Below are 26,374 nucleotides of genomic sequence, written 5' to 3'. Positions count from 1 at the left end.
TCCAAGGTCTCACAACCGGTGGCGGGCGGCAACGTAAGCCCCATCACCTGCGGCCGGAGCAGCGAGCCACAGGACAGGCCCTGGCCCTTGCGGCAGCCGGGCTGCCAACTTCCGGTAACCTCAGGCGCGCTCGGCGGCCAGCGGCCGGCGGGTGGTCCCCACGTAGATGGCGTGGGTGGCCGCGGCTGCCAGCAGGGAGGCGCCGAGCATGTGCAGGGCCACCAGCAGGATGGGCAGTCCGGTGAAGTGCTGGATGTAGCCGATGGCTCCCTGCAGGGCAATGACGACGGCGAAGAGCACCAGGGGCCGGCGCAGCCGCGTGAGTTCGCGGGTGCGCAGGACCATGACCAGCAGCACCACCGCGCAGGCCACCAGCAGGTAAACGGGTATGGCGTGCGCCCGGGTGATCAAGTCCGAATCCAGCCCGTTGCGGGGCGCGTTCGCGTCCCCGGCATGCGGGCCGGATCCGGTCACGATCACGCCCAGGACGATAGCGACGGCGCTGAGCACGCCGCTGGTCCAAAGCAGCTGCCGCACGGCGGGCGTGCCGCGGGCCGGAACCCGGGCCGCGGCCTCGTCATTGCCCAGCCAGGCCCGGTGGACCAGGAGGGTGGCGGCGGCAATCATCGCCATGGACACGATGAAGTGGCAGCCAACCACCCAGGGATTCAGGTGCGTCCAGACGGTAATGCCGCCGATCACCGCCTGGGCGGGGATGCCCAGCAGCAGGGCGATCGACAGGCCGAACAAGTCCTTGCGCGTCCGCCGCATGTGCCACACCGAGACCAGCATGGCCCCGGCAATGACGGCGAGGACGAAGGTCAGTGTCCGGTTGCCGAACTCGATGACACCGTGGATGCCCATCTCATGCGTGGCCACCAGCGATTCGGGGGTGCACTTGGGCCAGGTGGGACAGCCCAGGCCGGAGGCGGTCAGCCGGACGGCGCCGCCGGTCACCACGATGAGGATCTCGGAAACCAGCGAGGCCACGGCCAGGCCCCGGACCGCCCGGTTCGGCGCAGCGGGGAGCCGGCCGGCGGATTCGCTCAGGCGTGTTGCAGGTGTTGCGGGCATGGTGTTCAGCTCCATTTGAACCAACGGATGGCGGCCAGGCTGGCCAGTACGGTCCAGACCAGCAGGATGACGGATGCGAGGGGGTTGAACTGCGCGTCGATCAGCGCGCTGCGCAGGGCATCACCCAGCGCGGTCGAGGGCAACAGGTGCGCCGCCGGCTCGTACAGATCCGGCCAGCTGGCGGTCGGAAACAGGATGCCGCCGGCGGCGGCGAGCAGCACCCAGAGCAGGTTGGTGATGGCCAGCGTGGCCTCGGGCCGCACGGTGCCGGCGATTAGCAGTCCCAGCGAGGTGAAGGCCGCGGCGCCGAGCACCAGCTGGACCAGGGCCGGCAGCAGGCCGCCGGGCGCCGGGTGCCAGCCCAGCAGCAGGGCGGTGCCCCCGACGACGACAACCTGGATCGCCATCACGGACAGCACCGCGATGATCTTGCCCAGGATCAGCCCGCTCTGGCCCAGCGGGGTGGTGGACAGGAAGCGCAGCACGCCGTAGCGCCGGTCGAAGCCGGTGGCGATGCCCTGGCCGGTCAGGGCCGTGGACACGGTGCACAGGGCCAGCACGCCGGGCGCTGCCAGGTCGATCCGGCTGTCGGTGAAGGTGTCCAGCAGGGGAGTGACCGTCAGCCCGACCAGGGCCATCAGCGGCAGGATGATGGCGATCAGCAGCTGCTCGCCGTTGCGCAGCATGGCCAGGGTCTCGTAACGGCCCTGCAGCAGGACCCGGCGGGCCAGCGAAGCCGGTGCGCTCATCGGAGTTCCTTTCCGGAGATGTCCAGGAAGACGTCCTCCAGCGACCGCGGGGCCATATGGATGGCCGAGGGCATGATCGACTGGTCCGCCCAGGCCGCCGCCAGGGCCTGCAGGTGGGCCGGGGTCAGCGGACCGGTCAGGCTGTAGCGGCCCGGTACGGTTTCGGCCACCTCCAGGCCGGCCACCGGCGGGAAGTGCAGCCCGGGGGCGGCGTCGAAGGTCAACAGCCGGTCCACGCCGGCGCTCTGGTCGGTGGCGGCAGTCAGTTCGGCAACGGTGCCGTGCAGCACGGTCCTGCCGGCGTCGATGATGAAGACATAGTCGGCCAGCCGCTGCGCGTCGTCCATCAGGTGGGTGGTCAGGATGATGCCCAGGCCCTCGCCGCGCAGTTCCTGGATTAGTTCGAAAACCACCGAGCGGGACTGCGGGTCCAGGCCCGCGCTCGGCTCGTCGAGGAAGAGCACTTCCGGGTTGCCCACCAGTGCCGCGGCCAGCGCGACGCGCTGCTTCTGCCCGCCGGAGAGTCGGCGGATCGGGGTGTTGGCGAACGAGTTGATGCCCAGCCGCGAAGCGAGTTCGTCCACGTTGCGCGGCTGCCGGTACATGCCGGCCACGTGCCGCAGCAGCGGGATCGGGCGGACGGCCTGGGGCAGGCCGCCTTCCTGGAGCATGACGCCGACGCGGCTGCGCAGGCCGGCGCCGGCCTGGTAGGGATCCTGGCCCAGCAGCCGGACGGTGCCGCCGTTGGGTTTGAGCAGCCCCTGGGCGCAGGCCAGGGTGGTGGTCTTGCCGGCCCCGTTGGGGCCGAGCAGGGCGGTGACTTCGCCGGGGAAGGCGCGCAGGTGGACGCCGTCGAGCACCCGGACCATTTTATTGTCCAGGGCCTCCACCGGGCCCAGGTCTTTTACAAGCCCCTGGATGTCGAGGCAGGGTTCCGATTTAGGCACCGGACCATTCTACGGCACGGGGTTCTACGCCGCGTAGAACGGCAGTGCGGCAGAGGCTAAGGACTGCCTTACTGGAGGGGCGGAAGAGAATAAGTCATGATTGTGTTGTGTATTCCGTGACTAATCCTGCATCTTTGCGCGCCTCCGAGGCGGCGCACACGCTGCCGGAGCCGGAGGAGCGCACCCGGGACCGCGTGCTCAGCGCGGTGCTGGAACACGGTCCGATCAGCGCGGCGGAGTTGGGCGAACAGCTGGGGTTTACCCCCGCAGCGGTGCGCCGGCATCTGGACGCGCTCTCGCGCAAGGGCCTGATCGAGGTCAAGCTGGTCTCCAACTCGGCGAACGGGGCCGGCCGCCCGGCGCGCAAGTACGTGCTCAGCCGCCAAGGCCAGTCCAAGCTCGGCGACGACTACCTGGATATTGCGCGTACCGCGCTGGCCGCGCTGGCCCAGGCCGCCGGGACGGACGCCGTCGCCGACTTCGCCCGCAACCGCTACCGGGAGATGGAGGAGCGCTACCGTCCGGTCATCGAGGCGGCCGGGCCGGACATCCGGGCCCGGGCCGAGGCCCTGGCCCGGCTCCTGGCGCAGGACGGTTTCGTCGGGTCCACCCGGCTGGTCGGTACCGGGCAGCAGAGCAGGGCCGGCACGGTGATGCTGAGCATGCAGCTGTGCCAGGGGCACTGCCCGGTCCAGCAGCTGGCAGCCGATTTCCCGATCTTTTGCGACAGTGAAACCGAAGTTTTCGCCCGGCTCCTGGGAGTGGACGTGCGCCGTCTGTCCACCCTGGCGAGCGGCGGGCATGTGTGTACGACCCACATCCCCGTGGGTCGAACAAGGTCTGCGGCTCAGGAGGATGAGCCGGCGGCAGGCACCAGAAGAGTATCCATCAAGCTGCAAGAGAGGCCGTGATGACGGACCAAGTGGATCACCGCATCCAGGACGCAGTCGGGTCGACCGACGTTCCGGACACCACCATTTCCGAGATTCTTGAGAAGAACCCCGAGCTGCACGGCATCGGCACCTACGAGTACGGCTGGGCCGACAAGAACGACGCCGGCGCTAATGCCCGCCGCGGCCTGGACGAGGACGTTGTCCGCGACATCTCGGCCAAGAAGAACGAGCCCGAGTGGATGCTGGACCTGCGCCTGAAGGGCCTGAAGTACTTCGACCGCAAGCCCATGCCCACCTGGGGCGCGGACCTGTCCGGGATCGACTTCGATAACATCAAGTACTTCGTCCGCTCCACCGAGAAGCAGGCCGGCAGCTGGGAGGAACTCCCGGAGGACATCCGCAACACCTACGAGAAGCTGGGCATTCCGGAGGCCGAGCGCAACCGCCTGGTCGCCGGCGTCGCCGCCCAGTACGAGTCCGAGGTGGTCTACCACCAGATCCGCGAGGACCTGGAGAAGCAGGGTGTCATCTTCCTGGACACCGATACCGGCCTGCGCGAGCATCCGGAGATCTTCCAGGAGTACTTCGGCTCGGTCATCCCGGTGGGGGACAACAAGTTTGCCTCGCTGAACACCGCCGTCTGGTCCGGCGGCTCCTTCGTCTACGTGCCCCCGGGCGTGCACGTGGAAATCCCGCTGCAGGCCTACTTCCGGATCAACACCGAGAACATGGGCCAGTTCGAGCGGACCCTGATCATCGCCGACGAGGGCTCCTACGTCCACTACATCGAAGGCTGCACCGCGCCGATCTACACCTCGGACTCGCTGCACTCCGCCGTCGTCGAAATCATCGTCAAGAAGAACGCCCGGGTGCGGTACACGACCATCCAGAACTGGTCCAACAACGTCTACAACCTGGTCACCAAGCGCGCCATCGCCCACGAGGGCGCCACCATGGAGTGGATCGACGGCAACATCGGATCCAAGGTGACCATGAAGTACCCGGCGGTCTACCTGGTCGGCGAGCACGCCAAGGGTGAGACGCTGTCCATCGCCTTCGCCGGCGAAGGCCAGCACCAGGACACCGGCTCGAAGATGGTGCACATCGCGCCGAATACCAAGAGCTCGATCATTTCCAAGTCCGTGGCCCGCGGCGGCGGCCGGGCGGCCTACCGCGGCCTGGTCCAGGTCCGCGAGGGCGCGGAGCATTCGGCCAACACGGTGCGCTGCGATGCACTGCTGGTGGACACCATCTCCCGCTCGGACACCTACCCGTACGTGGATATCCGCGAGGACGACGTGACCATGGGCCACGAGGCCACGGTCTCGCGGGTCAGCGAGGAGCAGCTGTTCTACCTGATGTCCCGCGGCCTGCCCGAGGACGAGGCCATGGCGATGATCGTGCGCGGCTTCATCGAGCCGATTGCCCGCGAGCTGCCGATGGAATACGCGCTCGAGCTGAACCGCCTGATCGAACTGCAGATGGAAGGATCCGTAGGTTAATGACTGAAATGACTGAGAAGGCACGTATTGGTGCCCCGTCAGCCGCGCCCGTGATCGACGGATTCACCGAAGAAGGCGAAAACCTCTCCCCGCTGGCCGACAGCTCCCCGAGGGGGCCGCTGGGCGGTGCCAGCACCAAGGGCCACAGCCACGGCGGCGGCGTGGGGGTGCCGGACAGCTCCCGGGCCGGCCGACTGACCTCCTACAGGCTGGCCGACTTCGCCCCGCTCACCGGCCGCGAGGAGGACTGGCGGTTCACCCCGCTCAAGCGGCTGCGCGGCCTGCACACGGACGAACTGAACGGGGCTGCCCCGACGGTCGCCGTCAGCGGCCCGGACGGCACCGAAGCCCCGGCCGGCATCAAGGTCGAGACCGTCGGCCGCGAGGATGCCCGGATCGGCACCGCCGGCATTCCGGAAGACCGGGTCGCCGCTGCCGCCTGGGAAGCCTTCGGCAAGGCCACCGTCCTCACCATTCCGGCCGAACTGCAGGCAGAGACCGGCATCATCGTCTCGGTCAACGGCTACAGCAAGGACCCGGCTGCCCAGCACATCGTGATCGTCGCGGAGAAGTTCTCCAAGGCCGTCGTCGTGCTGGACCACAAGGGCACCGCGACGCTGTCCCAGAACGTCGAGATCGAGGTCCAGGACGGCGCCGAACTGACCGTGGTCTCGGTCCAGGAATGGGACGACGACGCCGTGCACGCCTCCGCGCAGGCGGCGCGGATCGGCCGGGACGCGAAGTTCAAGCATGTGGTCGTCAGCCTCGGCGGGGACCTGGTCCGGGTCACCCCGACGTCGAGGTTCACCCAGCCCGGCGGCGACGTGGAGATGTACGGCCTGTACTTCGCCGACGCCGGCCAGCACCTGGAACAGCGCCTGTTCGTGGACCACGCGGTGGCCAACTGCAAGTCCCGCGTGCTGTACAAGGGCGCGCTGCAGGGCAAGGACGCGCACACCGTCTGGGTGGGCGACGTGCTGATCCGCAAGGAGGCCGAGGGCACCGACACCTACGAGGTCAACCGCAACCTGGTCCTGACCGACGGCGCGCGCGCCGACTCGGTGCCGAACCTGGAGATCGAAACCGGGCTGATCGAGGGCGCCGGCCATGCCAGCGCCACCGGCCGGTTCGACGACGAGCAGCTGTTCTACCTGATGGCCCGCGGCATCCCCGAGGACGCCGCACGGCGTCTGGTGGTCCGCGGCTTCCTGCACGAGATCATCCAGCAGATCAAGGTGCCGGCCCTCGAGGAGCGGCTCACCGCCGCCGTCGAGCGCGAATTGGCGGCAGGCAACAACTGATGTCCGCCATCCCGCAGGGCAGGCCCGTGTGCGCCGCCGAGGACGTCAAGGTCAAGCAGGCGCTGCGCGTGCTGGTCGACGACTATCCGGTGGCGGTCGTGCGCGATTCCGACGGCGAACTGCATGCCATCGGCGATACGTGCTCGCACGAGGACTACTCCCTCGCCGAGGGGGACGTCGAGGACTGCAGCATCGAATGCTGGGGGCACGGCTCGCAGTTCGATCTGCGCACCGGCCAGCCGCAGAGCCTGCCGGCCTTCGAGCCGGTCCCGGTGTTCGCCCTGGCCGTGCACGACGGGAATGTCTACGTGGACGTCACCACCGTGCTCAACGGGGTCCCGGCTCCCACCACCAACTAAATACTTCACCAACTTCACAACGCACCCTGGGTGCGCACAGGAGAAAGCAGACAGTATGTCGACTCTGGAAATCAAGGACCTGCACGTCAGCATCGAGACGGAGCAGGGCACCAAGGAGATCCTCAAGGGCGTGTCCCTGACCATCAAGACCGGCGAAATCCACGCCATCATGGGCCCGAACGGTTCCGGCAAGTCCACCCTGGCCGCCACCATTGCCGGGCACCCGCGGTACACCGTGGACTCCGGCTCCATCACCCTGGACGGCGAGGACGTCCTGGAGATGAGCGTGGACGAGCGCGCCCGGGCCGGTCTCTTCCTGGCCATGCAGTACCCGGTGGAGGTCCCCGGTGTGACCATGACCAACTTCCTGCGCACCGCCAAGACCGCGCTCGACGGCGAGGCGCCGAGCCTGCGGACCTGGACCAAGGAAGTCAAGGAAGCAATGGCGCAGCTGCGCATCGACGCGGACTTCGCCCAGCGCAATGTCAACGAGGGCTTCTCCGGCGGCGAAAAGAAGCGCGTGGAGATCCTGCAGCTTGAGCTGTTCAAGCCGAAGTTCGCCATCATGGACGAAACCGACTCCGGCCTGGACGTGGACGCCCTCAAGGTGGTCTCCGAAGGCCACAACCGCGAGTTCGCCCGCGGCGGGATGGGCACCCTGCTCATCACCCACTACACCCGAATCCTGCGCTACATCAAGCCGGACTTCGTACACGTGTTCGTCGACGGCAAGATCGCCGAGGAGGGCGGCCCCGAGCTGGCCGACCGCCTGGAGGAAGAGGGCTACGACCGCTACCTTGCTGCTGCGAAGGCATGACCATGACTGAAACCAATGTTCCGCAGACGTCCCTGGAGGACGTCGAGGAAGCCCTCAAGGATGTGATCGATCCCGAGCTGGGCGTCAACGTGGTGGACCTGGGCCTGCTGTACGGCCTGAAGTACGCCGAGGACGGCGCGCTGCTGATCGACATGACCCTGACCACCGCGGCCTGCCCGCTCACCGACGTGATCGAGGAGCAGACCGCCAAGGCGCTGGACGGCGTCGTGGACGAGTGGCGCCTGAACTGGGTCTGGATGCCGCCGTGGGGTCCGGAGAAGATTACCGACGACGGCCGCGACCAAATGCGCGCCCTGGGCTTCAACATTTAGCGATTGGGCAGTCCCTGTCGTGCCGCTGGCGCGCCACGCAGGGACCCGGCTGCCCCGCCCTTGGTTTATGGATTGACCGGCAATCGGGCCGGCTGCCGGCTCCGGCAGCCGGCCCGATTGCCGTTAGAGTCGTGTCCATGAGCGAACTTCCGGTTCAAGCCGAAACCACACGCCCGGCCGCGGGGCGCTACAACGAGGTACTGGTGGCGAGGGTCTACCACGGCGTGACCGCCCTGGCGGCCGCCGCGGGCCTGGTGCTGGAGGCAGCGGCCATGCTGGGCTCGCCGGCCTACGGCGCGGCGCCGGCCCACGCCTGGTGGAACTTCCTGAGCTACTTCAGCGTGCAGGCGGGCCTGCTGGTCCTCGCCGTCGCGGCGAGCCTTGCCGTGGACTCGGCGCGGAGCGGCGGCAGGTTCTGGCGTGCCGCGCGCCTGGCCGCGCTGGTGGCCGCCGCGCTGGTGTTCCTGCTGCAGTTCACCCCGTACCGCGGCCTGGCCGAGTTCACCGGGCTGAACGCGGCCACCGTGTGGGGAGACCGGGTCCTGCACTACGTCGTGCCCATCCTGGTGGTCGCGGGCTGGCTGATGTTCGGCCCGCGCCCCAGGATCCGGGAGAGTACCGCGCTGTGGAGCCTGGTCTTCCCGGTCTTCTGGCTGCTCTGGACCCTGGTCCGTGGCGCGGCCACGGATTGGTACCCCTACCCGCCCGTGGACGCCGCTGCTGCGGGCCTCGTGCCGGTGCTGACTGCCGGGGTGTTCGTCCTGCTCGGCTGGCTGGGCGCGGCGTTCCTGTACCTGTTCCTGGACCGGCGGATGGGACGGGAGCCGGACGGCTTCCTGCCCGGCTTCGGTCCCGCGGACCGGCCCGGGACGGACCGCGGCTAGGGATTGTCCAGGTCCTGGGCGCCGAACGTGTCGCACTTCGCGGGATCGCCGGTGTTGTAGCCCTGCACAAACCACGCCTGCCGCTGGGCGCTGGTGCCGTGCGTGAAGGTATGCGGGTTCACGTAGCCGCGGCTGGCCTGCTGGATTCGGTCATCGCCCACGGCGGCCGCAGCGGACAGCGCCACCTGCAGGTCCTGCTGCGAGAAATCCTTCATGAACGGCCGGCCGGTGGACGGATCCACCTGGCCCGTCGCGTTGCGCGCCCAGACGCCGGCATAGCAGTCCGCCTGCAGTTCCACCCGGACCGCGCCGGATTCGGCGCCCTGCGGGTCCTGCTGTGAGTAGTCGAGGGCGCCGGTGAGGTTCTGGATGTGGTGGCCGAACTCGTGGGCCACCACGTATTCCTCCGCGAGCGGACCTTCTGCGGCACCGAGCTGGCCGGTGAGCTGGTCGAAGAAGCCGGTATCGAAATATGCCGTCCGGTCCACCGGGCAGTAGAACGGCCCCACGGCGCTGGACGCCTGGCCGCAGCCGGTGCTGACCCCGCCGGTGAACAGCACGGTCCTTGGCACGGGGTACTGGATGTTGTACTTGGGCAGCTCCGCGGCCCAGAAGCGGTTGAGGCTGTTCACCGTGCCGACAATGCGGCAGTCTCGGCGGGCGTTGGCATCCGCGCCGGTGCGGCATTCCTCGGCGATGCTGCCCGCGCCGGTGGCCTCCTGCTGCGTGGACTGCTCCGCGCCCACGCCCAGGCCCTGCAGCAGTTGCGGCGGTATGCCCAGCAGGCTGGCGATGAGCAGGATCAAACCGCCGCCGCCGACGGCGATCTTCGTGCCCATCCCGCCCCGCATGTCCGAGACCTGGGAGGTGTCCAGCTGCGAGCCCTCGTTGAAACTCATGGAGTCAGGATAGCCCGGCGGGGCGCGCACGTGGCCGGCCTTCCTGCCGGCTTCCCGCCCCGCCCGGGCCGTCCGGGCAGCTGCGGCAGCTGTCCGGACGGCCCGGAACATAGAATGGGGTGGTCCGGCGTGCCCGCGCCGGACCCGGGCAGGGCCGGGTTGCGGCCCAGGAAAGGTCGGAGGAAGCCGCAGATGCCTTTTGTGGACCGGCTGGTGGACTGGGCCGCCCGCTGCCCGGACCGCGATGCCGCCGTCATCGACGGGCAGCGGCTCAGCTATGCGCAGCTGTGCCGGCGGGCTGCGGGCCTGCGCCTGCCGGAGCCGGACGGCGGGTCCTTGCCGGAGCTGGTTGCCCTCGACCTGGGCAATACCCTCGATTTCGTTGTCGCCTTTACCGCCGTGGTGGGCCGCGGCCGCATCGCCGCGGTGCTGGATCCGGCCTGGCCCGATCCGGTCCGTGCAGCGGCGCTGGACCGGCTGGGACCGGGCGCTGTCTTCACCGGCGCCAACTTTGCCACACCCGAAGGTTCCGCCGGCAGCCCGGCGGCGTTGGCCGACGGCGGGCCCGGCCGGCTCTTTTACTGCGGCTTCACCTCGGGCACAACCCGGATGCCCAAGGCCTTCGTGCGGACCGTGGGCTCGTGGCAGCGGTCGCTGGAACGCAGTACGGCATACTTCGGGACGGCACCGGGGGACCGCGTGCTGGTTCCCGGACCCCTCTCGGCCAGCCTGGGCCTGTACGCACTGGCCGAGTGCCTCTACGCCGGCGCCACCTTCTACGGCCAGACGGCACCGGACACCGCCGCAGCCCTGGACCTGCTCACCACCGGGACCGCCACGCGGCTGGTCGCCGTGCCCAGCCAGCTGCGGATGCTCGGGCTCAGGGCCAGGAGCCCGTGGCCGTCGGTGCGTTCCGTGGTCTCCGGCGGCGCCAAGCTCGGCGGGGAGGAGGTCGGCGTCCTGCACCGGCTCGCCCCGGGTGCGGCGGTCCACGAATACTACGGTGCCTCCGAGCTCAGCTTCGTGGCGGCGCGCCTGGCAACCCCCGGGGCCGGCCCGCATCTGGTAGGCCGGCCCTTCCCGGGGGTCGAGCTGCGGATCGGGTCCCCGGACGGCGGGGGCGCAGGCGATGCCGCAGGCCGGGGACCGGGCACCATCTGGGTGCGCAGCGACATGGTCTGCCAAGGCTACGTGGCCGGTGACGACGGGATCTCCTTCCGCCGCGAGGGGCAGTGGGCCACGGTGGGAGACTACGGCTGGCTGGATGCGGACGGACAGCTCCACGTGGCGGGGCGGTCATCGGACATGATTGTCACCGGCGGCTTCAATGTGTATCCGCACGAGATCGAGGAAGTGCTCCGGTCGCACGGATGCGACGCCGTCGTCGTCGGGCTGCCGGACGCGTCGCGGGGCCGGTCCGTGGCGGCGGTGCTCCGCAGCGACGGACCGCCGGAGCTCACGGCCGGAGCCCTGCGCGGACTGTGCGCCGGGGAGCTGGCGCCGTTCAAGGTGCCGCGGCGGTTCTACTGGGTCCGCGAGTGGCCCCGGGGCCATGGCGGCAAGACCGCGCGGGCCGTCCTGGCCCGTGCCATCGAGGCAGGAGACGCCGATGTCCGCATTGTCGGCTAGCCCGGATCCGCGCCGGGAGCCGGTGGTCGTGCTGGGCCGGCGCAGCGCCTTCGGGCGGCTGAACGGCATGTGGGGGAGCACCACCGCCGATGCGCTGCTGGCTCCGGTGCTGTCCGCGGTCGTGCGCAACGCCGGTCTGCAGGCGGAACGGATCGACGACGTGGTCATCGGCAATGCGGTCGGCGGCGGCGGCAACGTGGCGCGGCTGGCACTGCTGGAAGCGGGGCTGCCGGCGTCGGTGCCGGGCCTGACCGTCGACCGACAGTGCGGCTCGGGCCTCGACGCCATCGTCCTGGCCTGCCGGCTGGTCGCCGCCGGTGCCGGGCAGCTGTACCTGGCCGGCGGGGTCGAAAGCTGCAGCACCGCCCCGCTGCGCGCCCATCGCCTGACCTCGTCCTCCGGTGCGCCGGACTTTTACGGCCGGGCACGCTTTGCGCCGGAGGCCCTCGGCGATCCGGACATGGGGGTGGCAGCCGAAGCCGTGGCGGCCCGCTGGGAGGTGGACCGGGCCGAGCAGGATGCCTTCGCGCTGCGCAGCCACCAGCGGGCCCTGGCGGCCGCCGACGCGGGGGCGTTCGCCGAGGAGATCGTCCCCGCCCGCGGGGCCGCCGACAGCACGGCGGACGAGGGGCCACGAAAGAACCTGGGGCCGGCGCTGCTGCACAGATTCCCCGCGGCCTTCGTGCCCTCGGGAACCGTCACCGCCGGCAATTCCTGCGCGGACGCCGACGGCGCCGCCGTGGTCCTGGTGGCCAGCCGCGACGTTGCCGAACGGCTCGGCTTCGCCGGCGGGCTTCGGTTTCGCGGGGCCGCAACGGCCGGAACCGATCCGAACCTGCCGGGCATCGGCGGCGGCCGTGCGGGTGCCCGGCTGCTGGCGGACCACGGCCTTCGCGGCGCGGACCTGGGCCGGGTGGAATTCAACGAGGCGTTCGCCGCCCAGGCAATCGCCTCGCTCCGGATGCTTCAGGTGACACCGGAGCGGGCCAACCTCCAGGGCGGGGCGCTGGCCTTCGGGCATCCGTACGGAGCCTCCGGGGCATTCCTCGTGCTGCGCCTGCTGCAGCAGGCCCGCGGCGGGGACCGGGACGGGCGACCCTTGCTGGCGGCCGCCAGCATCGCCGGCGGGATGGGGACCGCGGCCCTGTTCGATTGGGTGCGCTCCGGCTAGTCCCGCGGCCGGACGGGCCCGCCGTCGTCCTTTTCGCCCAGGCCCCGGGCGGCCAGCGCATCGCCGGTCTGCCGCGCATAGGCCACTGCATTGATCAGCACCGGCAGGACCAGTGCGCGCGGGTTCCGCTCCAGCCCGCGGGCCTTGGCTGCTTCGCGCACGTCGCCGAAGGAGCCGATGAGGAACGGAATGCTGCGCAGCATGAGTCCGACGGCCAGCGCGAAGCGTTCCGGATCGGCCCCGAAGCGCCGCAACGGATGCACGGCGGCCACCAGCGCGTCCAGCAGGCGCTGCACCGGCGTGGTGGTGAGCAGGATGTTGGCTGCGTAGAGGCAGGCCAGCAGCCCGGAGAGCACCCGCCAGGCGGCCAGCGGGCCGTTCTGCCAGCCCTGGTAGGCGATGAGGACCAGCAGGAACAGCCACATTGGTTTCAGCGGGGAGAGCAGCTGCCCCAAGCCCCCGCCGGCGGCGAAGTGCAGGGCAAGTACCGCCAGCAGCAACAGCGAGCGCGGGACGGCGCCGGGGACGGCGATGGCGGCTGCGCCCAGGCCCAGCAGCAGGGGCATCTTGAACCGCAGCGGCAGCCGGTGGACAAACGAGGATCCGGGGCGGTAGGCGCCAACCAGGTATGCATGGCCTCTCACGGCGTGCTGTTCCCGGCCGGCGAACTGTGCCCCGGATACCGGCCGGCGGTTCGGGGCCAGGCCGTGTCGTCGGCGCACAGCCGGCGGTAGAAGGCGACGGCGTCGGCCGCGTTGCCGTCGAAGACCGCCTCCCCGCGGTGGATGACCAGCACCCTGTCGAAGTCCGCGGCAAAGTTCAGGTCGTGCGTGGCCATGATCAGCTGCTGGTCCAAGGTGGCGAAAACCCGGTGCAGCAGCTGCGTGTTGCGCAGGTCCAGCAGCGTGGAGGGCTCATCGAGGACGAGGATGCCGGGGTTGACGGCGAGCACCGTGGCCAGCGCGGCCAGCTGGCGTTCCCCGCCGGAGAGGTCGTAGATGCTGTTGTCCGCCAGCTCCGCCAGGCCGTAGGCCGCCAGGATGTCCCCGGCGGCCTGCCGCCTGTCGGCTCCGCGCCGGTGGACCCGGCGCAGCGAGAGTTCCACGTCCTCGCGCGGGGTGGGCATCACCAGCTGCGAGAGCGGATCCGTGAAGACGAACCCGACCTGCCGCCTGACCTTGCCGCCCTCGGCCGACGGGTCCAGCCCGTTGACCCGGACCTGTCCGGCGGTCGGGCGGACCAGGCCGTTGACCAGGCGCAGCAAGGTGGACTTTCCGGAACCGTTTCCGCCGATGACGGCAATGCGCCGTTCCGTCAGGTTGGCGCTGAGGCCGCGCAGGATGGCCCGCGGCGCCGCCGGGGCGCCTCCGCCGTGCCCGGGCCCCGGGCCGGCGGGGACGGTGACCTCGACGTTCGTGAAGCTGACCTGGCTGGTCGGAGAGGAGTTCACCGGGCGCGGCGCACCAGCACATCCGGGAAGGCCCGGTGGACGCTGAGGGCCACCAGCACGGCCAGCACATTCTTCAGGATGTCGCCCGGGATGAAGGGCAGGTCCGCTGCCAGCGCCGCCGGCAGCGGCATCTGTCCGTTGACCATCATGCCGCAGATGCCCAGGATGTGGGTCGCGAACAGGCCGCCGAACGTCGCGGCAAAAAGCCAGAGTCCGCGCCGGCGCAGGTTCCGGCGCAGCACCAGCTGCGCCAGGAGCCCCACGATGGCGGCCGCCAGCGGGAAGGACAGGATGTAGCCTGCGGATCCGCTGGCCAGCACACCCAGGCCGCCCCGGAACGCGCTGAAGATCGGCAGCCCGGCAAGGCCGACCAGGACATAGAGGCCGACGGCCGCCGCGCCGCGGCCGGCGCCGAGCACCAGTCCGGCCAGGGTGACCACCGTTGTCTGGATGGTGATCGGCACGCCAAGGACGTTGCCCGCGGGGATGGGCGGAACGACGATGGACGCGGCCATCAGGGCGGCGAAAACGGCAATCAGGGAAATGTCGCGGCTGGTCCAGCCGGCGCGGGACGTGCCGGAAGCGGGCTGCAGTGCCGGCGTCGAGGGTGATTTCCTGGATGGATCCATGCTATTGAGGATAGTGGGGACCAGGACGCGGGCGGACATAGTTGTCAGGCTTCGGTAATATGGAGAGGTTGCATTTGCTGCAACCCTCCGCTGAATCCCCGCATCTGCCCTGTGAAAGGCGCCCTCCCCGTGATTTCCGTAGTTGACCTTGAACTGCGCGCCGGCGCCCGGCTGCTCATGGAAGCGGTGAACTTCCGCGTGGACAAGGGGGACAAGATCGGGCTGGTGGGCCGCAACGGCGCCGGCAAGACCACCCTGACCAAGGTCCTGGCCGGCGAGGCGCTGCCCGCGGCCGGTGAGGTCCTCCGCAGCGGCGAAATCGGCTACCTGCCGCAGGACCCGCGGACCCCGGACATGGAGCAACTGGCCCGGGACCGGATCCTGTCCGCCCGCGGCCTCGACGTCGTCGTCGGCAAGCTGCGCAAGGCGCAGCTGGAGATGGCCAGCGAAGACCCGGAGGTCCATGCCAGGGCGATGCGCCGCTACGACCGGCTGGAGGCTGAATTCCTCGCCGCCGGCGGTTATGCCGCCGAGGCGGAGGCGGCCGCCATCTCCTCCAACCTGGCCCTGCCCGAGCGCATCCTGAACCAGCCGCTGAAGACCCTCTCCGGCGGCCAGCGCCGCCGCGTGGAGCTGGCACGCATCCTGTACTCGGGGGCGGACACCATGCTGCTGGATGAGCCCACCAACCATCTGGACGCGGACTCGATCAGCTGGCTGCGCGACTTCCTGCAGAACCACTCGGGCGGACTCATCGTGATCAGCCACGACACCGGCCTGCTGGAGGCCACGGTCAACAAGGTCTTCCATCTGGACGCCAACCGTGCCGTGGTGGACATCTACAACATGAACTGGAAGCGCTACCTGCAGCAGCGCGAGACGGACGAGCGCGCCCGCCGGCGCGAACGGGCCAACGCGGAGAAGAAGGCCCAGGTGCTGCTGGACCAGGCCAACAAGATGCGCGCCAAGGCCACCAAGGCAGTCGCCGCGCAGAACATGGCCAAGCGCGCCGAGCGCCTGCTCAGCGGGCTGGACTCGGTGCGGGCGCAGGACAAGGTGGCTGCGCTGCGCTTCCCGGATCCGGCGCCCTGCGGCAAGACTCCGATGACGGCCTCCGGACTGAGCAAGTCCTACGGCTCGCTGGAGATCTTCACGGACGTGGACCTGGCCATTGACCGCGGCTCCCGCGTGGTGATCCTCGGACTCAACGGCGCGGGCAAGACCACCCTGCTGCGGATGCTGGCCGGGGTGGACCAGCCGGACACCGGGGAAGTGGTACCCGGCCACGGACTGAAGGTCGGCTACTACGCCCAGGAGCACGAAACCCTCGACACCGAACGCACCGTGCTGGAGAACATGCGCACCGCGGCCCCCGGCCTGCGCGATACCGAGGTGCGCAACATCCTCGGTTCGTTCCTGTTTTCCGGCGACGACGTGGACAAGCCGGCCGGCGTGCTCTCCGGCGGGGAGAAGACCAGGCTGGCACTGGCCACCATCGTCGCGTCCTCGGCGAATGTGCTGCTGCTGGACGAGCCGACCAACAACCTGGACCCGGCCAGCCGGGCCGAGATCCTGGGCGCGCTGCGCAACTACAGCGGCGCGGTGGTGATGGTCAGCCACGACGAGGGCGCCGTGGAAGCGCTGAACCCGGAGCGCGTGGTGCTGCTGCCGGACGGCGTGGAGGACCTGTGGAACGAGGATTACCTGGACCTGGTCACCCTGGCCTAGAAGCCCTGCGCGTCCAGCAGGGCGTCCTCTTCCTCCTCGGCCGTCGGCCGCTTGCGGGCGCGCTGGGGCCGGGCCGGCCGCGGCGCCGGGTTCGCCTGATGGAATCCGCTGTCCTCTTCCTCCGGCCGGGCGGTTCCCAGGGCATGCTGGCGGGCGGCATAGCCGTACCCGACGAAAACCAGGAGGCCGAACGCGATCCACTGCATCGCGTAGGACAGGTGCGGGCCTTCGTCAACGGCCGGTTTCGGCAGCGCCGTCGGGGCGGTGGCCGGGGCCGGGGATTCCGCGGCCATCAGGCCGTAGCCCCCGGTTAGCAGCGGATAGTCCAGCTCCGCGGCATAGTCGGTGAGCTGGATGGAGGCCAGCTGGCCCTCCGGGGCGCCGCGCTGGATGGAGTCCTCGCCGGCCTTCAGGCGTGCGACAACGGTGACCTTGCCCTGCGGTGCCGCGGGAATCTCGTCCGGACGCCCGGTCTCCCGGTTGCCGATCGGCAGCCAGCCGCGGTCGATAATGACTGCCTCGCCGCTGTCCAGGCGCAGCGGCACCAGCACCTCGTAGCCGGGCTGGCCGTTCAGCGGCCGGTTGCGCACGATCCGCTGCCCGGCTTCGTCATAGGTGCCGTGCAGCACCACGGGAGTCCACTCGGCACTGGGATCATAGGTGTCGAAGGCATCGCGCATCCGTTCGAAGGGGACCGGAGCGCGGTCGTAGTTCGTTTCGACGGCGGAAACCGCCTCGCGGGCGTGGTCGCGGCGGTCCAGCTGCCAGTTGGCCAAGGCCACGCAGACGGCTGCGGCAAGGACCGCCAGGAGGAACCAACCGGTCCATTTGCTGCTCAAGAGGAACCGGTACACGCCTAGTCTCCGCCTTTCGGGTCGGCTGTGCCGGGCAAGGCCAGGGTCTGGCGCCAGAGCCCGCGCAGCTTCAGGTATTCTTCCAGCCAGTCCCGGTGACCGGCACAGGCAAGCCAGATCTTGCGCCGCTCGGGCGTGTGGATCCGGGGGTTGTTCCAGAGCAGCTGCCAGGCAGCTTCGGCGCGGCAGCCCTTGCGGGAACAGACTCTTTCGGCCGGCAGTCCGTCCACGCGGGACGCACCGCCGGAAAGCTGGTCGAAAATGCTCATGCAGCGTCCCTGCCGCCGGCATCGCGGGGTGTGGCGGGACCACCGGGCGGGTCCTCGGCCCGGGCTGCCTCCGGCCCGGCGTCGTCATCCTCGACCACTTCGCCGGGAAGGATGTCCACGCGGTCGCGCTCGGCGACGGATTCGGCCGAGGGCAGCTCGGCCATCGGAGCGTGGTCCAGCAGGGCGTCGCTGGGGCCGATCCGGCTTTTGTCCGCGCCGCCGTTGGCGATGACCACCGCGATCCACGGCAGGAAGACGGCGCCGGCCACGAACAGCCAGCGTTGCCAGCCGGGGATGAAGAAGAAAAGCAGCAGGCAGGCCAGGCGGACGGACATGGCCACGGTGTACTTGACCATGCGGCGGTGCATCTCATCCGTATGGCTTTCCTGGGCGTCCGTAATGTTCAGGACTTCCCCGTTGTTATCCGACCGTGCGCTCATCACTCTCCCAAGGGCCTGTTCAATTCTCCCATGTCCGGCGGCCGTGCCAAAGCCCGGGCAGGCAGCGGAAAGTGAGGCGGCCGGGGCCCGTCCCGAGCCTGCGGGGGAGGGGGAGGCGGCGAACGCTAGGATTCTTTATGAGCACCGACAGGAACCACGGAGGTATTGAGTGCAGAACGAACAGCAGGGCCGCAGCGTCCTGGTCACCGGCGGCAACCGGGGGATCGGCCTGGCCATTGCCCGGGCCTTCGAGGCCAACGGCGACAAGGTAGCCATCACCTACCGCAGCGGGGAAGTCCCCGAGGGTTTGCTCGGGGTCAAGGCGGATGTGACGGACGCCGCGTCCGTGGACGCGGCCTTTACCGAGGTCGAGGCGGCCCACGGCCCGGTGGAAGTGCTGGTGGCCAATGCCGGCATCACCCGGGACACGCTGCTGCTGCGGATGAGCGAAGAAGACTTCACGAGCGTGGTGGACACCAATCTCGCCGGGGCCTTCCGTGTGCTCAAGCGCGCCTCCAAGGGGATGATTCGCCTGAAGAAGGGGCGTGTGGTGCTGATTTCCTCCGTGGTGGGCCTCTACGGCTCCCCCGGGCAGATTAACTACGCCGCGTCCAAGGCCGGCCTGGTGGGCATGGCCCGGTCGCTGACCCGCGAGCTGGGCTCCCGCGGCATCACGGCGAACGTGGTTGCCCCGGGGTTCATCAACACGGACATGACGGCCGCGCTGCCTGAGGAAACGCAGAAGAGCTACCTGGGCAGCATCCCGGCCGGCCGGTTCGCGGAGCCGGAAGAAGTGGCAAACGTGGTGCGCTGGGTGGCCAGCGATGAAGCGGCCTACATTTCCGGGGCGGTGATCCCCGTGGACGGCGGGCTCGGCATGGGCCACTAGGATTGGGGCGTTCCCGGAGTGTCGGCTTCGCCGCCACACCGGGGCCCTCGCGCCCCACTCCGTTCAGCAGCCACCCCGGCCTTCGCAGGTTCAGGCCGGGCACCCCTGCTGCTTCACTTGGGCGCTCCCTTTTTGTGGGCACCCTACAACCGATCCGGCTCCGGGGACTGGCAAGATGGTTCCCGGAGCCGTTTTCGTTAGGCCTTCCCTACAAGGGAGGGCCTTCATTTTCCAACTCGAAGGAGCAGCCATGGGCGCATTGGAAGGCAAAACAGCAATCGTGACGGGGTCCTCCCGCGGCATCGGGGCCGAGGTGGCCGCGTTGCTGGCCGCGGAAGGTGCCGCCGTCGTCGTCAACTACCGCCAGAAGGCTCCCCGCGCCAACAAGGTGGTGGCCCGGATCGAGGAGGCCGGCGGCCGAGCCGTGGCCGTCGGCGCGGACCTCACGTCGGCGGAAGGCGCCCGGGCGCTGGTGGATGCGGCCAGGGAGAACTTCGGCGGACTGGACATCCTGGTGCTCAACGCCTCCGGCGGCATGGAGGCCGGCCTGGGCGAGGACTATGCCATGCGGCTGAACCGGGACGCCCAGCTGAACATGCTCAACGCCGCGGCCGAGGCCATGCCGGCAGGCTCCCGCGTGGTGTTCGTCACCAGCCACCAGGCCCACTTCATCAACGACGTGCCCACCATGCCCGAGTACGAACCGGTGGCCCGCAGCAAGCGCGCCGGCGAAGACGCCCTGCGCCAACAGCTGCCGGCTCTGGAGGCCAAGGGCATCTCGCTGGTGGTGGTCTCCGGCGACATGATCGAAGGAACGGTCACGGCGACCCTGCTGGACCGCGCCCGCCCCGGCGCCATCGAGGCGCGCCGGGCGGACGCGGGCAGGCTGTACTCGGTGGAGGAATTCGCCGCCGAGGTGGCCAGGATGGTCACGGCCGACGTGCCCTCGGGCCACACCGAGCTGGTGGGCGGGGCGGACAGCTTCCTCAAGCAGGCCCGGGCCTAGGACCGGGCCCGCCGGCTACACGCCGGCGAAGTACCGGGCCACGTCCAGGTACCCGATGGTGATGGCGGCATCCGCTGCCGCCCGGACGGCCGGCTTGGCGTTGAACGCAACGCCCAGGCCGGCCGCCGCCAGCATGTCCAGGTCGTTGGCGCCGTCGCCGATCGCGATGGTCCGGGACAGGTCGATGCCCTCGGCCGCGGCCCATTCGCGCAGCGAGGCCTCCTTGACGGCCCGGTCCACCACTTCGCCGACCACCTTGCCGGTGAGCCTGCCGTCCTCGATGCCCAGCAGGTTCGCACGCCAGTGGCTGAGTTTCAGGGCCTCGGCCAGCGGATCCAGGATCTGGCTGAAGCCGCCGGAGACCACCGCCACCGCGTGCCCCTGGTCCTGGAAGGCCCGGATCAGCTCGGCGGCCCCGTCGGTCAACTCCACCGCGCCGCGGACCTTCTCGATGACGTCCGCCGGCAGCTGCGCCAGCGTGGCCACCCGGGCATGCAGGCTCTGGGCGAAATCCAGTTCGCCGCGCATGGCGGCCTCGGTGACGGCGGCCACCTCGTCGCGCTTGCCGGCATGTTCGGCCAGCAGTTCGATGACCTCCTGCTTGATCAGGGTGGAGTCCACATCCATGATCAGCAGCTTGCGCTCCGGCCCCGCCAGGGCCGCGGGTACGACGGCGGTGCCCACTTCGTCCCCGTAGCCTGCGCCCGGCCCGGCCACCGCGTCGCGCAGGCCGGACAGCCCGGCCTCGCCGTCGCCGTCGTACGCCACCTGCAGCACTGCCACCTCGAAGCGGCCGTTGGCGGAACGCTCCGGTGCATCCGCTTTCCCGCCGGCACCGGCCACGGCCTGCTGCACCGCCGCGAGGTAGTCGTCGGGGAGGACACGTCCGTAGGAAACGACGCGGAACTGGGAAAGCATGTGTGAATCCTTTGCAAGGTTCGATGGGCCTACCGGTCAATCATCCGGCATCCGGCGTACCGTTTGGCGAATACTACGCGTTTTAGCCTAGTGTCTACTGATATGAGTGAAGTTCTTGAATTTGCCGGGGTCAGCGTTGTCCGCGGGCATAAAGTCCTGCTCGACGGCGTGGACTGGCAGGTCAGGGACGGGGAACGCTGGGTGATCCTCGGGCCGAACGGCGCCGGCAAGACCACGCTGCTGCAGATCGCCGGGGCGCGGCTGCACCCTACCCGCGGCGTGGCCGGCATCCTGGACGAAGTCATGGGCCGGGTCGATGTCTTTGAACTGCGGCCGCGGATCGGGCTGGCCTCGGCCGCCCTGGCCGCCCAGATTCCCGAGCACGAAACGGTGCTCAATGTGGTGGTCACCGCCTCCTACGGCGTCACCGGCCGCTGGCGCGAGCAGTATGAGCGGATGGACGAGCGCCGGGCCTTCCGGCTGCTGGATGCCTGGGGCATGTCCACCTTCATGAACCGCACCTTCGCCTCGCTCAGCGAAGGAGAGCGCAAGCGGGTGCAGATCGCCCGGGCCCTGATGTCCGATCCCGAACTGCTGCTGCTGGACGAGCCGGGCGCGGGCCTGGACCTGGGCGGGCGCGAGGAACTGGTGCACAGCCTGAGCCAGCTGGCCGCGGACGAGGACGCGCCGGCGCTGGTGCTGGTCACCCACCACTTGGAGGAAGTGCCCCCGGGCTTCACCCACGCCATGCTGCTGCGCGATGGCGCCGTGGTGGCGCAGGGCCCGATCGCCGGGGTGCTCACCGAGGAGAACCTGAGCGAAACCTTCGGCCTGCCGCTGGAGGTCAGGTCCGACGGCGGCCGTTACACCGCCGTGGCCCGCCGCGCCTAGGCGCGCGGGTCCGTGGAGCCGCTCAACGCTGCCCTCGTCGCGCTCGGCGGGCTGTGGGCGGGAACCATCAACAGCATCGTTGGTTCCGGCACGCTGGTCACCTTCCCCATCCTGGTGGCGCTGGGCTACGCACCGGTCACCGCCACGATTTCCAACGCGATGGGGCTGATCGCCGGCAATCTCGGCGGCGTGTACGGCTACCGCCGCGAGCTGGCGGGCCTGGGCCGCACGCTGGCCGCGCTGCTGCCGGCATCCCTGGTCGGCGGCATCACCGGGGCCTGGCTGCTGCTGCACCTGCCGGACAGCGTCTTCGGCGTGGCGGCGCCTTTCCTGATTGTGGTGGCCCTGGGCTTCGTGGTCTTCCAGCCGCGGCTGCAGGCCTGGGTCCGCGAACGCCAGGCGGCCCAGGCGCGCCAGAAGAGCCGGCCCTGGCTGCTGCTGGCGCTGGTGTACGGCGCCGGTGTCTACGGCGGTTACTTCGTGGCGGCGCAGGGGGTGCTGCTGCTGGGCATCCTCGGGGTCTTCCTGCACGGGACCATGCAGCAGGCCAATGCCGTCAAGAACGTGCTGGTGCTGGGCGTGAACCTCATCGCCGCGGTGTCCTACATGCTCTTCGCGTTCAACCGGATCGACTGGCCGGTGGTGCTGGTGATCGCCGCCAGCTCGCTGGTCGGGGCGCTCCTCGGGTCCGCGGTCGGGCGCAGGCTGAAGCCGGTGGTGCTGCGCGGCATCATCGTGGCACTGGGCCTGGTGGCGCTGTGGACCATGATTGCGAAGCTGGTGAACGGATGAACCTGCAGTACCTGACCGACCCCGCCGACCCGCGCGTGGCGGACTACACCCAGCTGACGGACACCGCGCTGCGCCGCCGGCGCGAACCCGCGGAGGGCATGTACATCGCCGAAAGCTCCAGGGTCCTGCGCCGCGCCATCGGGGCCGGCCACCGGCCGCGCTCGTTTTTCCTGGCCGAGAAGTGGCTGCCGGACCTGGCCGACGTGCTGGAGCAGTTCCCCGGCGTCCCGGTATACGTGGGCAGCCCCGAGGTGCTGGAGGCGATCACCGGTTTCCACCTGCACCGCGGCGCGATGGCCGCGATGCACCGGCCCGCACCGCTGAGCGTGGCCCGGGCGCTCGAGGGCGCCCGGCGGGTGGCGGGTGGCGGTGCTGGAGGACATCGTGGACCACACGAACGTGGGCGCCATTTTCCGCTCCGCCGCGGCCATGGGCATGGACGCGGTGCTGATCAGTCCGCGCTGCGCGGATCCGCTGTACCGGCGCAGCATCCGGGTGAGCATGGGCACCGTGTTCCAGATCCCGTGGGCACGGCTGGAGGACTGGCCGGGGCAGATGCACGCCCTGCGGTCCGCGGGATTCACGGCGGCGGCCCTGGAGCTGACCGGGGATGCCATCAGCCTGGATGAGCTGGAACGCCGCAGCTTCGGCAAGCTGGCGCTGGTACTGGGCACCGAGGGCGCGGGCATGCTCCCGGAGACGCTGGCCCAGGTGGACCTGAAGGTGATGATCCCCATGCGCGAAGGGGTGGATTCGCTGAACGTCGCCGCCGCCAGCGCCGTGGCCTTCTGGGCCTGCCGCACGCACTGAACGGATTTTCCGCCGGTCCCGGCAATGAGGTAAAGTGGAGTGCCGGCCCCTCGGGCCGCAAACCGCCTAACTGCTGTTCCACATCCTTAAATGCCGCTGGCAAAATCCAGGGGCGAGAATCAAAGGTGCAACTATGAAGTCTGACATCCACCCGGCATACAACCCGGTTGTTTTCCGCGACCTGGCCTCCGGCGTTTCCTTCCTGACCCGGTCCACCGCTTCCTCCAACAAGACGGTCGAGTGGGAAGACGGCAACACCTACCCGCTGATCGAGGTGGAAATCTCCTCCGAGTCGCACCCGTTCTACACCGGCAAGCAGCGCATCATGGACAGCGCCGGCCGCGTCGAGCGCTTCAACGCCCGCTTCAAGACCTTCGGCAAGAAGTAACCGGCTTCCCCTGCCAAGCGCAATGCCCGCACCGTACGGTGCGGGCATTGCGCTTTAAGCCTTGGCCTCCGCCCGGGCAAAGAAAAGGCCGGCAACTTCGGGATAAGTTGGGGGGAGTTTTCCCGAAGTTGCCGACCATCGCCGGTAGCCAGCCGGCTATTCTTCACTCGCACCTTTATGAGGTGATTAAGACATTAGAGGCCGTGGCTGGATGCAACCTCCGGTTAACCTGAAAAAATGCTGTGATTGTCGAGCGTGCCCGCGGCCCGGCCGGCCGTGGTAGTACTGGAAGCGGGGCCGGCTCCTTGTCCGCCCGGCCCGGCGAAGCCCAAAGGAGCAGGAATGTCCGTACACCACCATGGTGAATACAAGGTGCACGGCGGCAAGCTGGTAGTAGCGGACCTGGAGGTCGCCGACGGCCGGCTGGCGCAGGTATCCATCAGCGGAGACTTCTTCCTCGAACCGGACGAGGCACTTGTTCAGATCAATGGTGCGCTGGAGGGCATGTCCGCGGAGAGCAGCCATGGGGAGTTTTCCGCAGCCATCTCCGCCGCGCTGCCGCCGGATGCGATCCTCTTCGGGTTCTCCCCGGATGCCGTGGCCGTGGCAGTGCGGCGCGCACTGGCCAAGGCCACCGGCTGGCTGGACCACAGCTGGCAGATCATTCCGCCGACTCCCTTGCCCACGCATATGCACGTGGCCATGGACGAGGTGCTCACCCGCGAGGTGGGTGCCGGACGGCGCTCACCCACCTTGCGGTTCTGGGACTGGGAAACCCCCTCCGTGGTGATCGGCAGCTTCCAGTCCCTGAAGAACGAGGTCGATCCGGAAGGCGTCCGCCGCCACGGGATCACGGTGGTGCGCCGGATCAGCGGCGGGGGCGCCATGTTCATGGAGCACGGCAACGCGATCACCTACTCGCTCTACCTGCCGCAGACCCTGGTGGACGGGCTGACCATCGAGGCCTCCTACGCCTTCCTTGACGCCTGGGTGATGGCCTCGCTGGAAAAGCTGGGAATCAAGGCCTTCTATCAGCCGCTGAACGACATTGCCACACCCGAAGGCAAGATCGGCGGCGCGGCCCAGAAGCGCCTGGCCAACGGCGGCATGCTCCACCATGTCACCATGTCCTACGACATCGATGCCGACAAGATGATGGAGGTGCTGCGGATCGGCAAGGAGAAAATCTCCGACAAGGGCATTGCCAGCGCCAAGAAACGCGTGGACCCGCTGCGCCGGCAAACCGGGCGCACGCGCGAGGAGATCATCCAGGTGATGATGCAGACCTTCAAGGACCGCTACGGCGCCGTCGAGGCCGGCTTCAGCGAGGCGGAAATGGCGGCCGCCAAGGAGCTGGTGGAGACGAAATTCGCCACCGAACAATGGCAGCGCCGTGTGCCGTAGCGGCCCCGGTGGCTTCCGGTTACGCCAAGGGGTAACGAATGCGTAACGGAACCGGTATACTGGTGCGCCTTTAGGGAGGTCTACATGTCGTCACATCGTACAATCCGCCTGTTCGCCGCACTGTCGCTGGCCGGCGCGTCCATCCTGGCCAGCGCCGGGGGAGCCGCTGCCGTCACCCCCGCGGAACCCGTGCCGGGCGAAGGCTTGGAGACGGAGATCGGCGTCGCGCAAAGCGCCACCGACGCTTACTGGGCCGCGCACTGGAACGAATACTTCGCCGGAACCTACACCTCGCCGAACGTGGTTGGCCTCTATGACGGGTTGAACCCGGCCAGCGCCCCGGTCTGCGGCGGCGTGCCGCTTGGGCCCGGAAACGCCTACTACTGCCCCGAAGGCGACTACCTGGCCTGGGACATCGGCCTGATGGCCAACGGCTACCAGAGCGGGGACGCGTGGCCCTATCTGGTGGTGGCGCACGAATGGGGGCATGCCGTGCAAGCCCGGCTGGATCCGTCCCTGGTGGCGCCGGCTTCGGAACTGCAGGCCGACTGCTTCGCCGGGGCGTCCCTGTACGGTGCCGCGGCGGACGGCACGCTGGTCTTCGAGGAAGGCGACCAGCAGGAGCTCGTCTCGGCGCTGGGCGTGCTGGCGGACCAGACCCCGTGGACGAAGTCCGGAGACCACGGGAACGCCGGCGAGCGGGTGGCCGCCTTTTCCAACGGCGGCCAAGGCGGCGCCGGCGCCTGCCTGCCGGCGCGGTAACAGCCGCGGCCCGGGCCTTGCGCAGCAGGCACCCCGCGTTTCCCACCCTTCGCAGGCTCGCGGGGGGGTCGCCCGGCGCTGGCTTCCGCTGCGGGGCCCCTGAAACTTTGCGGGAGTATCCCGGTCTTACCGGCCGGCCCCCTCCGGCTGACCGGTCACGGCCTGCGCGGCGAGGGCGCGGACCAGGTGGTCGCGCTGTTCGATCACGATCCGGCGCAGCGCAGCGGGCGCCTGGACGTGTTGCGCGAGCCATTGGTCCGTGCGGACAACGACGGGGTGCCCGGCCGGCGCCTGGCCGTCGGCCAGGTCCTGGGCTGCAGGGTAAAGCCCGCGGACAATCCGGCCGGCCAGTTCGATGCTCTTGCCGGCCCAGACCTGCTCCAGGCTCCGGAAGTAGGGCTCGATGAACGGCTCCAGCAGTTCGGGCGGGCCGGCATTGAAGCCGTCGATCGCAGCGTCCAGCAGCTGGTTGGACAGGGCGGCGCCGACGACGGCGTCCTGCCAGGCCTGCGCCTTGACCTCCGGGTCCGGCCGCGCGGTTAAGGCGGCCAGGTGCCCGGCCCGGCCGGCCGCGGTCCGGTCCCTGG

The 26,374-nt window shown here is 69.5% G+C and carries 29 protein-coding genes and 1 pseudogene; 18 read left to right on the top strand and 12 right to left on the bottom strand.

What is annotated here, in order from left to right:
* Positions 1-120 precede the first annotated feature (120 nt).
* The 3 genes from ACFQ36_RS04910 to ACFQ36_RS04900 are packed head-to-tail and all read right to left on the bottom strand — an operon-like array spanning position 121 to position 2,770.
* A complete protein-coding gene (locus tag ACFQ36_RS04910; RefSeq protein ID WP_377011203.1) occupies positions 121-1,074 on the bottom strand; it encodes a heme A synthase in 954 nt (317 codons plus the stop codon).
* A 5-nt stretch (positions 1,075-1,079) separates the two neighbouring features.
* The gene (locus tag ACFQ36_RS04905; protein WP_377011201.1) at positions 1,080-1,823 is read right to left on the bottom strand and encodes an ABC transporter permease; all 744 of its coding nucleotides are present in this window, start codon (positions 1,821-1,823) and stop codon (positions 1,080-1,082) included.
* Positions 1,820-2,770 carry an ABC transporter ATP-binding protein gene (locus ACFQ36_RS04900; RefSeq protein WP_377011199.1) on the bottom strand — a complete coding sequence of 317 codons (951 nt, stop codon included), beginning with the start codon at positions 2,768-2,770 and terminating at the stop codon, positions 1,820-1,822. The genes ACFQ36_RS04905 and ACFQ36_RS04900 overlap by 4 nt, the downstream gene beginning before the upstream one ends.
* A gap of 107 nt (positions 2,771-2,877) precedes the next feature.
* On the opposite strand from ACFQ36_RS04900, the gene ACFQ36_RS04895 reads away from it, so the two are divergent.
* The 7 genes from ACFQ36_RS04895 (at position 2,878) to ACFQ36_RS04865 (ending at position 8,858) form a co-directional block, all read left to right on the top strand.
* On the top strand, positions 2,878-3,681 hold the full coding sequence (locus ACFQ36_RS04895) for a helix-turn-helix transcriptional regulator (protein ID WP_377011196.1): 804 nt from the start codon (positions 2,878-2,880) through the stop codon (positions 3,679-3,681).
* The gene (gene sufB / locus ACFQ36_RS04890) at positions 3,681-5,165 is read left to right on the top strand and encodes a Fe-S cluster assembly protein SufB (protein WP_377011220.1); all 1,485 of its coding nucleotides are present in this window, start codon (positions 3,681-3,683) and stop codon (positions 5,163-5,165) included. Before ACFQ36_RS04895 ends, sufB begins: the two co-directional genes overlap by 1 nt.
* Positions 5,165-6,466, top strand: a complete 1,302-nt coding sequence (sufD, locus tag ACFQ36_RS04885; RefSeq protein ID WP_377011194.1) for a Fe-S cluster assembly protein SufD — start codon at positions 5,165-5,167, stop codon at positions 6,464-6,466. Before sufB ends, sufD begins: the two co-directional genes overlap by 1 nt.
* Positions 6,466-6,825, top strand: a complete 360-nt coding sequence (locus ACFQ36_RS04880) for a non-heme iron oxygenase ferredoxin subunit (RefSeq protein ID WP_377011192.1) — start codon at positions 6,466-6,468, stop codon at positions 6,823-6,825. The genes sufD and ACFQ36_RS04880 overlap by 1 nt, the downstream gene beginning before the upstream one ends.
* 55 nt (positions 6,826-6,880) lie before the next feature.
* Positions 6,881-7,642, top strand: coding sequence for a Fe-S cluster assembly ATPase SufC (sufC, locus tag ACFQ36_RS04875; RefSeq protein WP_377011190.1), 762 nt, complete (start codon positions 6,881-6,883; stop codon positions 7,640-7,642).
* Between the two features lie 2 nt (positions 7,643-7,644).
* Positions 7,645-7,974, top strand: coding sequence for a metal-sulfur cluster assembly factor (locus ACFQ36_RS04870; RefSeq protein WP_377011187.1), 330 nt, complete (start codon positions 7,645-7,647; stop codon positions 7,972-7,974).
* Positions 7,975-8,111: 137 nt separating this feature from the next.
* A complete protein-coding gene (locus ACFQ36_RS04865; protein WP_377011185.1) occupies positions 8,112-8,858 on the top strand; it encodes a Pr6Pr family membrane protein in 747 nt (248 codons plus the stop codon).
* On the opposite strand, the gene ACFQ36_RS04860 is transcribed toward ACFQ36_RS04865, so the two are convergent.
* Complete coding sequence (locus tag ACFQ36_RS04860) at positions 8,855-9,757, bottom strand: neutral zinc metallopeptidase (RefSeq protein WP_377011218.1); 903 nt, start codon at positions 9,755-9,757, stop codon at positions 8,855-8,857. The two genes, ACFQ36_RS04865 and ACFQ36_RS04860, sit on opposite strands and share 4 nt — an antisense overlap.
* Positions 9,758-9,949: 192 nt before the next feature.
* Between ACFQ36_RS04860 and ACFQ36_RS04855 the strand changes: the two genes are divergently transcribed.
* Positions 9,950-11,386 carry a class I adenylate-forming enzyme family protein gene (locus ACFQ36_RS04855; RefSeq protein WP_377011183.1) on the top strand — a complete coding sequence of 479 codons (1,437 nt, stop codon included), beginning with the start codon at positions 9,950-9,952 and terminating at the stop codon, positions 11,384-11,386.
* Positions 11,367-12,557: a thiolase family protein gene (locus ACFQ36_RS04850; RefSeq protein WP_377011181.1), complete on the top strand. Its 1,191-nt coding sequence runs from the start codon at positions 11,367-11,369 to the stop codon at positions 12,555-12,557. Before ACFQ36_RS04855 ends, ACFQ36_RS04850 begins: the two co-directional genes overlap by 20 nt.
* Here ACFQ36_RS04850 and ACFQ36_RS04845 read toward each other — a convergent pair.
* From ACFQ36_RS04845 to ACFQ36_RS04835, 3 genes are read right to left on the bottom strand one after another with little or no spacing between them, the layout of a single operon-like run.
* Positions 12,554-13,201, bottom strand: coding sequence for an energy-coupling factor transporter transmembrane component T family protein (locus ACFQ36_RS04845; protein WP_377011179.1), 648 nt, complete (start codon positions 13,199-13,201; stop codon positions 12,554-12,556). The two genes, ACFQ36_RS04850 and ACFQ36_RS04845, sit on opposite strands and share 4 nt — an antisense overlap.
* On the bottom strand, positions 13,198-14,007 hold the full coding sequence (locus ACFQ36_RS04840; protein WP_377011177.1) for an energy-coupling factor ABC transporter ATP-binding protein: 810 nt from the start codon (positions 14,005-14,007) through the stop codon (positions 13,198-13,200). Before ACFQ36_RS04840 ends, ACFQ36_RS04845 begins: the two co-directional genes overlap by 4 nt.
* A complete protein-coding gene (locus tag ACFQ36_RS04835; RefSeq protein ID WP_377011175.1) occupies positions 14,004-14,675 on the bottom strand; it encodes a biotin transporter BioY in 672 nt (223 codons plus the stop codon). Before ACFQ36_RS04835 ends, ACFQ36_RS04840 begins: the two co-directional genes overlap by 4 nt.
* Before the next feature lie 90 nt (positions 14,676-14,765).
* Here ACFQ36_RS04835 and ACFQ36_RS04830 point away from each other — a divergent pair, with 90 nt between their 5' ends.
* Complete coding sequence (locus ACFQ36_RS04830; RefSeq protein ID WP_377011173.1) at positions 14,766-16,364, top strand: ABC-F family ATP-binding cassette domain-containing protein; 1,599 nt, start codon at positions 14,766-14,768, stop codon at positions 16,362-16,364.
* Here the strand turns inward: ACFQ36_RS04830 and ACFQ36_RS04825 are convergent.
* Genes ACFQ36_RS04825 through ACFQ36_RS04815 form a run of 3 tightly spaced genes read right to left on the bottom strand, consistent with a single transcriptional unit; the run spans position 16,361 to position 17,927 of the window.
* Positions 16,361-17,218, bottom strand: coding sequence for an SURF1 family protein (locus ACFQ36_RS04825; RefSeq protein ID WP_377011171.1), 858 nt, complete (start codon positions 17,216-17,218; stop codon positions 16,361-16,363). The genes ACFQ36_RS04830 and ACFQ36_RS04825 overlap by 4 nt on opposite strands.
* 2 nt (positions 17,219-17,220) lie before the next feature.
* On the bottom strand, positions 17,221-17,487 hold the full coding sequence (locus tag ACFQ36_RS04820; RefSeq protein ID WP_377011169.1) for a hypothetical protein: 267 nt from the start codon (positions 17,485-17,487) through the stop codon (positions 17,221-17,223).
* Positions 17,484-17,927 carry a DUF3099 domain-containing protein gene (locus ACFQ36_RS04815; protein ID WP_377011167.1) on the bottom strand — a complete coding sequence of 148 codons (444 nt, stop codon included), beginning with the start codon at positions 17,925-17,927 and terminating at the stop codon, positions 17,484-17,486. The genes ACFQ36_RS04820 and ACFQ36_RS04815 overlap by 4 nt, the downstream gene beginning before the upstream one ends.
* A 169-nt stretch (positions 17,928-18,096) precedes the next feature.
* Between ACFQ36_RS04815 and ACFQ36_RS04810 the strand changes: the two genes are divergently transcribed.
* On the top strand, positions 18,097-18,816 hold the full coding sequence (locus ACFQ36_RS04810) for a beta-ketoacyl-ACP reductase (protein WP_377011165.1): 720 nt from the start codon (positions 18,097-18,099) through the stop codon (positions 18,814-18,816).
* Between the two features lie 250 nt (positions 18,817-19,066).
* A complete protein-coding gene (locus tag ACFQ36_RS04805) occupies positions 19,067-19,822 on the top strand; it encodes an SDR family oxidoreductase (protein ID WP_377011164.1) in 756 nt (251 codons plus the stop codon).
* A gap of 15 nt (positions 19,823-19,837) precedes the next feature.
* On the opposite strand, the gene serB is transcribed toward ACFQ36_RS04805, so the two are convergent.
* Positions 19,838-20,740 (bottom strand): phosphoserine phosphatase SerB, encoded by a 903-nt coding sequence (gene serB, locus ACFQ36_RS04800; protein WP_377011162.1) that lies wholly within the window; start codon positions 20,738-20,740, stop codon positions 19,838-19,840.
* A 102-nt stretch (positions 20,741-20,842) separates the two neighbouring features.
* Here serB and ACFQ36_RS04795 point away from each other — a divergent pair, with 102 nt between their 5' ends.
* From ACFQ36_RS04795 to ACFQ36_RS04770, 6 genes and pseudogenes are all read left to right on the top strand, one after another.
* The gene (locus ACFQ36_RS04795) at positions 20,843-21,631 is read left to right on the top strand and encodes an ABC transporter ATP-binding protein (protein ID WP_377011160.1); all 789 of its coding nucleotides are present in this window, start codon (positions 20,843-20,845) and stop codon (positions 21,629-21,631) included.
* Positions 21,632-21,643: 12 nt separating this feature from the next.
* Positions 21,644-22,423, top strand: a complete 780-nt coding sequence (locus ACFQ36_RS04790) for a sulfite exporter TauE/SafE family protein (RefSeq protein WP_377011158.1) — start codon at positions 21,644-21,646, stop codon at positions 22,421-22,423.
* A pseudogene (locus tag ACFQ36_RS04785) lies at positions 22,420-23,233 on the top strand (TrmH family RNA methyltransferase). The gene ACFQ36_RS04790 and the pseudogene ACFQ36_RS04785 overlap by 4 nt, the downstream one beginning before the upstream one ends.
* A 133-nt stretch (positions 23,234-23,366) precedes the next feature.
* On the top strand, positions 23,367-23,621 hold the full coding sequence (locus ACFQ36_RS04780; protein WP_377011156.1) for a type B 50S ribosomal protein L31: 255 nt from the start codon (positions 23,367-23,369) through the stop codon (positions 23,619-23,621).
* A gap of 342 nt (positions 23,622-23,963) precedes the next feature.
* Entirely contained in the window at positions 23,964-25,025 is a 1,062-nt protein-coding gene (locus ACFQ36_RS04775) for a biotin/lipoate A/B protein ligase family protein (protein ID WP_377011154.1), read from the top strand.
* Positions 25,026-25,109: 84 nt separating this feature from the next.
* Positions 25,110-25,787 (top strand): hypothetical protein, encoded by a 678-nt coding sequence (locus tag ACFQ36_RS04770; RefSeq protein ID WP_377011153.1) that lies wholly within the window; start codon positions 25,110-25,112, stop codon positions 25,785-25,787.
* A 126-nt stretch (positions 25,788-25,913) separates the two neighbouring features.
* Here ACFQ36_RS04770 and ACFQ36_RS04765 read toward each other — a convergent pair.
* The coding region (locus tag ACFQ36_RS04765; protein ID WP_377011151.1) for an ERAP1-like C-terminal domain-containing protein at positions 25,914-26,374 on the bottom strand (461 nt) is incomplete at its 5' end.

It is taken from the genome of Arthrobacter sp. GCM10027362, assembly GCF_042679445.1.
Classification (GTDB): Bacteria; Actinomycetota; Actinomycetes; order Actinomycetales; family Micrococcaceae; genus Crystallibacter.
Note: the sequence above shows the minus strand (reverse complement) of the source record. Positions and strands in the feature narration are given on the sequence as shown.